The organism is Amycolatopsis sp. NPDC034160 (assembly GCF_055575355.1).
On record NZ_JBVISU010000022.1, the window covers coordinates 102,154 to 112,501 of the forward strand.

General features: G+C 67.5%; 6 protein-coding genes. 1 reads left to right on the top strand and 5 read right to left on the bottom strand.

All coding sequences use genetic code 11. The features are described 5' to 3' along the window. Window positions 1–11: 11 nt before the first annotated feature. The 5 genes from ACZ54P_RS32990 to ACZ54P_RS33010 all read right to left on the bottom strand — a co-directional run bounded on the left by ACZ54P_RS32990 (window position 12) and on the right by ACZ54P_RS33010 (window position 8,841). The gene (locus ACZ54P_RS32990) at window positions 12–1,298 is read right to left on the bottom strand and encodes a GDSL-type esterase/lipase family protein (protein ID WP_465465515.1); all 1,287 of its coding nucleotides are present in this window, start codon (window positions 1,296–1,298) and stop codon (window positions 12–14) included. Between the two features lie 94 nt (window positions 1,299–1,392). After that, complete coding sequence (locus tag ACZ54P_RS32995; RefSeq protein WP_465465516.1) at window positions 1,393–2,088, bottom strand: glycoside hydrolase family 12 protein; 696 nt, start codon at window positions 2,086–2,088, stop codon at window positions 1,393–1,395. 653 nt (window positions 2,089–2,741) lie between these two features. Next, window positions 2,742–5,159, bottom strand: a complete 2,418-nt coding sequence (locus tag ACZ54P_RS33000) for a glycoside hydrolase family 95 protein (RefSeq protein ID WP_465465517.1) — start codon at window positions 5,157–5,159, stop codon at window positions 2,742–2,744. 30 nt (window positions 5,160–5,189) lie between these two features. Then, window positions 5,190–8,177, bottom strand: coding sequence for a glycoside hydrolase family 3 C-terminal domain-containing protein (locus ACZ54P_RS33005; RefSeq protein ID WP_465465518.1), 2,988 nt, complete (start codon window positions 8,175–8,177; stop codon window positions 5,190–5,192). A gap of 304 nt (window positions 8,178–8,481) precedes the next feature. Continuing rightward, on the bottom strand, window positions 8,482–8,841 hold the full coding sequence (locus tag ACZ54P_RS33010) for an RIFT barrel domain-containing protein (protein ID WP_465465519.1): 360 nt from the start codon (window positions 8,839–8,841) through the stop codon (window positions 8,482–8,484). Between the two features lie 285 nt (window positions 8,842–9,126). On the opposite strand from ACZ54P_RS33010, the gene ACZ54P_RS33015 reads away from it, so the two are divergent. Beyond that, a partial coding sequence (locus ACZ54P_RS33015; RefSeq protein ID WP_465465520.1) for an aldose epimerase family protein occupies window positions 9,127–10,348 on the top strand: 1,222 nt, incomplete at its 3' end.

Below are 10,348 nucleotides of genomic sequence, written 5' to 3' on the forward strand. Positions count from 1 at the left end.
GTGTGGCTTCGCTACCCGGCGAGGCGGTGGTCACGGGCCGGCGCGAGCGCGGCGGGCCGGGGCAGGCCGAACACCGACAGGTCGATCGACTCGCCGAGGACGCGATCGCCCGCCGCGTTGGGGTGGTAGCAGTCGTTCCGCCAGGCCTCGCGGATCACCGTCGGAGCGACGGGATCGCGCAGCACGACGTCGAAGTCCAGCACCGAGTCGAACGTCCCGGACTTGCGGATCCAGTCGTTGACCGCGAGCCGGGCCTGTTCCTTCGAGCCGCCCGCCGCGTTGCACATCGGCAGGATCGTGGCACCGATCATCTTCAGCCCGGCGGCGTGCACCCTCGCCGCGATGGTCCGCATGGCGTCGATGACCTGAGCCGCGGGCGCGGGCGGCGCGTGGTCGCCGCCGCCGAGGTCGTTGGTGCCCTCCAGAAGCAGTACGTGAGTCACGCCGGGGAGCGAAAGCACATCGCGGTCGAGCCGCGACGGGGCGGGCGGGCCACAGCACTGGTTGGTCGGGTCGTACGGGTTCGGCTGGACACTGACCGTGTTCCCGCTGATGCCGGCGTTGGCCACCGAGAGCCGCCGAGCCGGGGGCAGTTGCCCGATCCGCGCCGCCAGTACGTCGGTCCAGCGCGGGCCACCACCGAAGGCGTTGTAGCCATCGGTGATCGAATCGCCGAGGGCCACGATGGTGCCGCGCGCGGCGGAGACGGCGCTGACGGCGTCCACCCACCACAGGTTGCCGGGCGAGAAGGCGCCGTACGCGGCCCCCGACTCGTCCGATCCGGCGTCACCGGGCCCGGCGGACAGGAACGAACCGGGAGTGTCGGTCTCCGGCGGCGGGAAGGTGTGGTCGTTGATCGGAGAGCCCGGCGCGTACACACTCACCGCGACGTGGTCGCCGGACCGCACGGTCAGCGGCAGCGGGTCGCTCCAGACGCTGCCGCCCGGCGGCACCGTCACCGTCCGCCTGAACCCGAACGTGGTACGGCGGTTCGACCCGGGCACCAGCGCGGGCGAATGCGTCGCGGGCTGCAAACCGACCCACGCCGAGCGCACGACCAGCGGGGTGCCGCCGAACGGGTTGCCCAGCCGGATACGCAGCGCCGCCCCGTTCGCGGTGACAGTGAGAACGTTGCGGATCGTGGCGTCGGGAGCCGTGCCGTGCACCCCTTGGAGGGAGGACTCGGTCAGCGTGATCGCGTGCGGCCAGGCCCCATCCGATGGCGCGGCTTCCGCCGTCGCCGGGGTCAACACCGACGCGGCGATGGCGAGAACAGCAACCGTTCGACGCATGCGCATGAAGACACTCCCAGGCCGACGACACCGATACCGTACGGGATTGGTCCCTGACGGGCACCGACGCCGTACGCGGCCGATGCCCGTCAGGAGCTGATCAGGACGAGGAAACGGAATAGCTGTTCGAGGTGAAGTTCATTCCGCCGCTGGACGAGGTGATCTCGAAGCCGAACTGGACTTCACCGACCGTCACGTCGCCGTACCAGCCGCGGTTCTTGATCCAGTTCATGATGGCCAGCACGTCCACCGAACCCGAGTTCGTGTTGGAGGTCCGCAGGAAGGAGAACACCGCGTTGGCACCATTGCTCCCCCGGTAGACGTCCCACGTGTGACCGCCGACCGAGACCGTGGTCTGCTTCGACCCGATCGCGCCCACCGCGCCCTGCTTGTTCATCCAGAGCATGATCTCGTAAGCGTTGTTGTTCGCCCAGATGTCGTACGCCGTGGCATAGGCGCCGTTTCCTGGCCTGGATACGTTGAAACTGCTGGAAAGGCTCCGCAGCCCGCTCAGCTGGCGGCCGATGTTCTTGGCCGAATGCGGATACGACTTCACGCCGCCGGTGTTCGGGTGGTTCGCCCAGACACCGAAGTTGCCCGAGGAGTTCGCCCAGATCGACTGTGGGCCGGCACCGCCGCCCCAGACGTTGTTGCGGACGGTATAACCGTTGTTGGACCAGGACGCCCACTTGTCCGAGGAACTCCAAGTGGCGGCCTGAGCCGTACCCCCGATCACCAGGGTGGCGACCAACGCCATAACGACACTGCTCATCAAGGATCGTACTGAACTACGCATGGCCGGATTTCCTTCCGTGCATCATTGCGCGGATAGCGGTGAAATAGGCGCCGGATATCGAAGCGCTTCGACAAAGTGTCGCAGGAAGCGGGCTTAAGGGTCAAGAGCCGCTTGAGTCGTGAGCGGCGGCTCTGCTCGCGTGAAGTACCTGATGGCCCCCTTCCTTGCGCTAGGCGCAAGGAAGGGGGCCATCATGTACTGGGGAAGGTGTGACTGCTGGAGCTGTGAGGCAAACGTGGCGATGACCGAGTCCGTGAAGGGCTCCTCTTTTGAGGGACCCGTATTTGCTTACCCACTGGTGTGGAGCGTGCGCCGAGTGCCGGTCCACAGGCCGTGATCGGCACGAGCTTGATCAACGGAAGATCGCAACCGAAATCACCTAGGCACCTAAGACACCCTTGATTCTATTGAGGGGTAAGGCAAACGTGGCGTGTTCGGGTGGGATGGTGGTCTGGGTGACGTGGCGCCGCACTCGCGTGCTCAGAGACGAGTCTCGCGTGCTTGGAGGCGTAACACCCGAGTGCGGGATCCTGGCACGCGAGTCCCGTGTCTGAGCACGCGAGTTACACCTTCGCACTGCCCGCCACCCCGACGAACAGGCCGCCCACAAGCACGACACGTTCGGCCTTCTTCTCAATAACCCGAATCGCCACTCACGAGACGAGATAGGCGCCGCCCGGACGCGTGTCCAGCCGGATCGTGTCGGTTCCGGTCCGCGTCCACCGGACGGGCTTGCCCGTATGCGCATCCAGGACCCGGAACGACTTCTCGAACAGGTCGTTCTTCACCGACACCTGTCCTCCCCTATCGGCGCACAGCCGCAGTTCGACGGCTTGACCGGCTCGCCAAGTGGCGCCCACGGTGAACGCCCCACGGGCCCGCAGGCCGTTCACCTGCCCGGTAGGCCAGGCCGCGGGCAGCGCCGGGAGCAAATGCACCGTGCCGGTCTGGCTCTGCACCAGCATTTCCGCGACCGCGGCGGTGGCGCCGAAATTGCCGTCGATCTGGAAAGGCGGATGGTTGTCCCACAAATTCGGCAACGTCTGGAAACGCAGCTGATCGCGGAAGGCCGCGAACGCCGATTCGCCCTTCAACAGCCGAGCCCAGAAATTCGCCTTCCATGCCCGGCTCCAGCCGGGTGCGCCCGCACTTCCGCCCCCTTCGCGCGCGGTCAGTGATTTCTCCGCGGCCGCGGCGAGTTCCGGCGTGCTGAGTGGTGAAATCTGCCTGCCCGGATGCAACCCGTAGAGATGCGACACGTGCCGGTGGGTGTCGGCGGGGTCGTCCAGATCCTCTTTCCATTCCTGCAGCTGTCCCCATGATCCGACGCGCAAGCCCGGATCCAGTCTCGCCCGTGCCGCGGCGACCCTGGCGCGGAAAGCCCGATCGCCGCCGAGGGCTTCTCCCGCCTCCAGCACGTTGGTGAACAGGTCCCACACGATCTGCTGCGACATCGCCGCTCCGGCGGTGTACGGGCCGTGCTCCGGGGAATAGGACGGAACCGCGACGAGTTTCCCGTCCCGGGGGTCGGCGACGAGTGAGTCCAGCCAGAACGCCGCCGCGTCCCGCAGGATCGGGTAAGCCTTCTCGCGCAGGAAGGCGCGGTCCTGGGTGAATTCGTAGTGTTCCCAGAGGTGCCTCGACAACCAGGCCGCGGATTCGGGGAACCAGAACGCGGTCGGCCAGTCGTGGACGCCGGTGTAGTCGAAGGTGTTGGTTTCGTTGTGCAGCACGAAACCACCGGCTCCGAACATGGTCTTGGCGGTTTCCCTGCCACGCGGCCGAAGCCGGTCGATGAACTCGAACAGCGGTGGCGTGGTCTCGCCGAGGTTCGTGACCTCGGCGGGCCAGTAGTTCATCTGAAGATTGATGTTGACGTGATAGTCGGACGACCACGGTGCCGACGAATACGGATTCCAGACTCCCTGCAGGTTCGCCGGGAGCGAGCCTGGCCGCGACGAGCTGACCAGCAGATACCTGCCATAGTTGAAGAACAGCACCTCCAGCGCCCGGTCGGCCGCGCCCGCCCCGCCGGTGTAGGCGGCGAGGAGCTTGTCGGTCGGCACATTCGGCGTCTGCTGGCCGATGTCGAGCGTGACCCGGTCGTACAGTGCGCGATAGTCGCGTTCGTGCCGGGCGAGCAGGTCGTCGAACGACCTCCGCGCCGCGGCATCGACCGTCGCGCCGACCCGCCGATGCGGGGGCAGGCCGACGTAGTCCGGATACCGGTGGACGTAGTCGGTGCCCGCGGCCAGCACCAAGGTCACCGAGTCGGCGCCGGACACCGCCACCCCGGCGGCGGAATCGGTCCGGCTCCCGCGCTGGTTCCGCACGAGTAGTTGCGCTTCGAGCGCCATCCCGTTGTCCGCCAGCTCGCCGGCCAGTGTCATCCGGCCGTTGGAGACGGACACGGTCGACTTCGGGTGTGGCGAGGTGAGCTTCGTGGTGAACGACACCGCGCCCGGACGATCCGCGCTCACCCGGACGACGATCACGCCGTCCGGGTGGCTCACGAACGACTCCCGCGTGTACCGCACCCCATCGGCGACGTAACCGACGCGGCTCAGTGCCCGGGAGATGTCCAGCTCCCGGCGGTAGTCCTTGACCTCGGCCGGTTCGGCTCCGGCCAAGTAGACGTCGCCGAAACTCTGGTAGCTGCCGTACGCCCGTTTGGGCTGTCCCAGCAACGCGGCCATCGCTTCGGGCTGCTGCGGTCCTTTCTCCAGGATCGCTTTCCGCGCCTCCGCCAGCGCGGTGGGCCGCGGCGACTCCCAGTTGCCGCCCGTGTAGGCGGGATCGGCGCCGGGACCACCGGACCACAGCGATTTCTCGTTGAACTGCAGGTGCTCCTGCGCGATCCCGCCGTAGACGGTGGCGCCGAGCGCGCCGTTGCCGATGGGCAGGGTCTGGCTTTCCCATTCCGTGGCGGGCCGGTCGTACCAGAGCGCCTGCCGTTCCCGGGTCGGAGGCGTGCCGCAAGCCGGAGCTCCCGGCAGGGCCTGCGCGGGCAGCGGCGCGAGGACGCCTGCCAGCAAGGCGCCGACGAGCAGCTGGAACCGGACTCTCACCACGGCACGCCTCCTTCGTTCACTTCGGGACCGCTACCGCAAGGAGAACGTGCTGATTCTCGAATCGGACGTGAAGACGAGGTAGACGTCTTGCCGCCCGCTCAGCCCGGACACCGTCGCGGAGGTCGTCGAGTACTTGTACTTGTCGCCGGTGCTGGTGATCTGCGCCGTGCCCACCAGTCGTCCGCGCGGGCTCCCGAGCCGGATTTCCACAGTGGACGCTCCCGGTTGGACGCGAGCCGTCTTGGCCGTGAACGTCTTCGCCCCGGAACGGAAGTCCACGTCACTGAAGCGCAGCCAATCTCCCGCGCCGACACCGACCGCGTCCCCGCGGGCCTTGCTTTCGTCGACCAGCTCGACACCCGAGTAGTCGTCGAAGTCGATCGCCCTGGTGTCCTTGGTCAGATCACGCGGCGGGATCTGCTCGCCCCGGACGGGGAGCGCCGACCGCAGCCGGATGTCGGTGGCGGAGGCCCCGACCATCACCTCGTGGACGGAGGACTCCAGCACCCACTTGCCCCGGGTGACGTCCCAATGCCTGAGGTCGGGCACCGACAGGCGCACCGTCTTGCTCTGCCCCGGCTCGAGGTTCACCCGCTGGAAGGCACGCAGCTGCTGATTCGGCTGCTGGTCCCGGGAGCCGAGCTGGTGGGTGTAGAGCTGCACCACCTCGTCACCGGCACGTTTCCCGGTGTTGGTCACCTTCACCGTCGCCTCGAACGTCCCTTGTGGACCCGCCTTGCCCAGCCGCAGATCGCTGTAGCGGAATTTCGTGTACGACAGGCCGTGCCCGAAGGAGTAGAGCGGGTCACCGTTGAAGTACTGGTAGGTGGTGCCGCGTTTCATGATGTCGTAGTCGAGGATGTCCGGCAGCTCGGAGTCCGAGCGGTACCAGGTCTGGGTGAGCCGACCGGCCGGGTTCACGTCGCCGTACAGCACGTCGGCGAGCGCGTTGCCGGTCTCCTGTCCGGCGTGCGAGGTCCACACGATCGCCGGGATGTTGTCCTGCTCCCAGTTCAAGGTCGTGGGGTAGCTGTTCTCGACCACCACGACGGTGTTCGGGTTCGCCTTGCGCACGGCCTTGATCAGCTCGCTCTGGGTCTCCGCCAGCGCGGTCGTGGTGCGGTCGTGGTCTTCCCGGCCGTTGATGAACGGCATGCTGCCCACGACCACGACCGCCGTTTCGGCCGATCGTGCCGCGTTCACCGCGCTGTCGATACCCGAGGTGAGCTGTTCCTTGCGAAACTTGGTCGCACCGGCCGCGTTCGGCGAGCCCAGGGTCAGCGTGCCGTCGGCGGCGACGGTGAGGTAGCTGTTCGGCCCGTCCCAAGCGTTCGGGATCTCGTAGCCGGCGTACCTGATCACGACCGTGCCGTCGCCCGCGTCCTCCAGTTTGAACTGCTGGTGGACGAACCAGTCACGCGGCTGCGGTGCCTGGTTGAGGAACGGGCTGGTGGCGTCGGCGAGGTTCTGCCGCTCGACGTACTTCCCGTTGGCGACACTGCGCAGGGTCAGCACGCCGTCGCCCCAGTTGAAGGCGTCGAACTGTTCCGTGGCCCCGACGCTGGTGGCGCCGGCCTTGAGTACCGCGCCGGCGTCGCCTGCCCCACCGCTGAGATACCTGCCGGTGGCGGCTTCGCGCAGGGCGATCCGGTCGACGGCTTCGGTGTCGGTGACCTTCGCACCGGCGCCCAGCCGTGCTTTGATCCCGTCCACGGGAGTCACCTTGTACGGCAGCCCGCCGGAGTACCAGTCGGTGTACAGGGTCTTCTCCAGCGGCCCGATGACCGCGACACTGCGCTTCGGGTCGAGCGGCAGGGCGCCGCGGTCGTTCTTCAGCAGCACCATGGCCTCGGCCGCCGACTTACGGGCGAGCTGCCGGTGCGCCGGGCTGTTCACCACGTCCTTGCCGATCTTGGCGTACGGGCCACCGTCCGGGTCGAAGTCACCGAGCCGGAAACGGACGCTCAGGACGTGCTTCACCGCCTTGTCGATGTCCGACTCGGCGAGCAGTCCCTTGGCCAGCGCGGAGTTGATGATCCCGATGGTGGGCGCGGGGTTCTGGTTGTCGACGGTGAAGCCGTCGAGACCGGCTTTGAGTGCGGCCGAGAAGCCTTCTTCGTTGGTCTTGAAGTACTGCTCGGAACCGGTCAGGTTGTACGGCGCGGACGCGTCGCTGACGTTGTAGAGCGTCTTGTCGGTCCAGCTCCGCACGACCTCGTCGAGATCGGGGTTGACCGTCGCCGGCCGTCCGTTGACGAGGTTGTACGACCCCATCACGCCGGTCGCCGCGTCGGCCGCGATCGCCGGTTTGAACGCCTGCTCGTCGTATTCACGCAGCACCCGCGGGCGCAGGTTGGACGACGTGGTGTCGCGGCGGATCTCGTTGTTGTTGGCCAAGTAGTGCTTCAGTACCGGAGCGGTCTTCAGGTACTGAGGGTGCTCGCCCGTCATCCCCTTCCCGTACGCCGTCGAAATGGCCCCTGTCAGCAAGGGGTCTTCCGAGTAGCCCTCCTCGTTGCGCCCCCATCGCGGATCACGCAGCAGGTTGACCACCGGCGCCCACAGCTGGAGACCCCAGAATCCCGGGTCCTGCGAGTGGTAGCCGCGCGCCTCGTCACCGACGACCGAGCCGACCTGCTTGATCAACGCCGGGTCCCAGGTGGAGGCGAGCCCGATCGCCTGCGGGAAGACCGTGGCGTTCGCGGTCACGACGTTGCCGTTCTTCCGCTCCGTCGTCCAGCCGACGCCGTGCAGCGCCTCGGTCCCCGTTTTGAACTCGGGGACGCCGAGTCGCGGGATCGCGGGTTGGAACTGGTGCAGCAAGGACACTTTCTCCGCCAGGGTCAACCGCTTCACCAGATCGTCCACCCTGGTGTTCAACGGCAGCGCGGGATTGCGGAACGGGTAAGCGTTCAGCTCGTCCGCGACAACGGGTGAGGCGAGGCCCATGGTGAGGGCGACCGCCATAGCGAACATTCCCGTCCTGCGTAGGCGGGTGAAGAGAGCTGCTCTGCTCATCGGGGACTCCATCGCGGGAAAATCGAAGCGCTTCGACGAATGGCCGGGGACTTGTCCCGGCTATTTTCGAGGTGGTGGCGATCAATCGGTGACCAAAGGAGGGAAACGGGTTGTCGAAACGATTCGGTCCTGTGTCACGGCGATGTTAGCGGACCGGACACGACGAGACAATGGCTCATCTTCCAGCCCGTGCTGGGGCCACCTCCAGCTTCCGTCGCTCGTCGGGAAACCGCTTTCCCGTCGGGTGCTACCCAGGAACTCGGTCGCCCACCAGCGCCAGGCACTGGATCGCGGCCAGCACGTATTACGCCGTCGCGTTGGTCGACACCCACGATCTTCCCGCGCCGTCTGGTGGCCGATACCGCGCGGCGGGCGAGATACCGGCGGGCACGGCGTGGGCACTCCACTTGAGCGAGCCGTCAGGCCAGTATCCGATGGGCCAGCTCTGTACCGGCACCTCGACGCCGTCCGGGCTACGCAGCCCGAACGGCGAACCCGGCTGCAAGCGGCCTTTCGGCCAAGGCGCTTCCCAGGTCACCCCGACCATCTCGCCAGGAGGGCGACCGTCGAGGCAGCGCATCTCGGTCGGTTCGCCAGGCTCCGCCGCGTGCACGGCCGGAACAGGAAGCGCCAGCGGCAGCGCGGAACCCGTCCCTGCGACCACACCGCTTTCCACAGCGTCCGTCGAGTGAGTAAGGACATGCCGAACCTGCAAAGGATTTCTGGCGTCCGCGGCCGAATTCCGGCAAGTTCAGGAAAGCGCTTTCCTGAGGCGGGCACAAGGGGTGACTTTTCGCTGTCACCCATGCGGCCGTGTCACCGTCCAATAAGGACATCACCCGCCGATCACTCCTCCCCGGCAGACTCACCCGAACCCGACTCACAACGTGTTAGCGTTAACAGCGCACGCCGGACGACGACCGGCGAACCGGACATCGGAGGCTCGGGAATGAGCGTGGTTTCGAAGGCCCCCACCGTCGGCAAGGAGCACCTCGGCACCGTCGACGGCGAGGACGTGCACCGGTACGTCCTCGCCAACGAACACGGCGTCACCGTGCGGATCCTCACCTACGGCGGGGTCGTCCAGTCGGTGCACGCGCCCGATCGCGACGGCCACAGCGCCAACGTCGTCCTCGGCTTCGCGGACCTCGCCGGTTACGTCGCGAACAACCGCCCTGACGCTGCCCGGGTCTTCCTCGGCGCCATCATCGGTCGTTACGCGAACCGCGTCGCGGGCGGCCGCTTCACCCTCGACGGCCAGGAGTACCGGCTCCCGCTGAACAACGGCGAGAACAGCCTGCACGGCGGCAGCGAAGGCTTCGACACCAAGGTGTGGGCGGCGACCGACCTCGCCGACGCGGACGCCGCCGGGGTCCGGCTCACCCGCGTCAGCCCAGCCGGGGAACAGGGCTATCCCGGCACCCTCACCACTGAGGTGGTCTACAGCCTCGACAACCGGAACCGGCTGACCATCGGCTACCAGGCCACCACGGACGCGCCGACGGTCGTCAACCTCACCAACCACACCTACTGGAATCTCGCGGGCGAAGGCTCCGGCGACGTCCACGATCACTGGCTGACCCTCAACGCCGACCATTTCTCCCCTGTCGGTCCGGGCCTGATCCCGGCCGGTGACCCAGAACCGGTCGACGGCACGCCGTTCGACTTCCGCCGTCCGGCCCGGCTCGGCGCCCGCCTCCACCTGGACGATCCCCAGCTGCGTGCCGGACACGGATACGACCACAACTGGGTGCTCAACCGGAGCGACACGACGTCGCTCAGCGTCGCCGCGCGTGCCTGCGATCCAGTGTCCGGCCGCGTTCTCACCGTGTTGACGACCGAACCCGGCCTCCAGTTCTATTCGGGTGCTTTCCTCACCGACGCGCTCACCGGCACCGGCGGCCGTCCGTACGGCCCCGGTGCCGGTTTCGCCCTCGAAGCGCAGCATTTCCCCGATTCGCCGAACCGGCCGGACTTCCCCAGCACCGTCCTGCGGCCGGGGCAGACCTACCGGCAGACGACCGTTTACGAACTCGGCGTCGCCGACGGTCCGGACGGGTCGTGGGGGGGGGGGTGGGGTTTTGCCCCAAACGCCCCCCCCCAACAACGGGGCCGAAACACCCCCCCCCCCTCCCCGGCCCCGGCCCCCCCCTACTCTCGGCCCAAGGCCC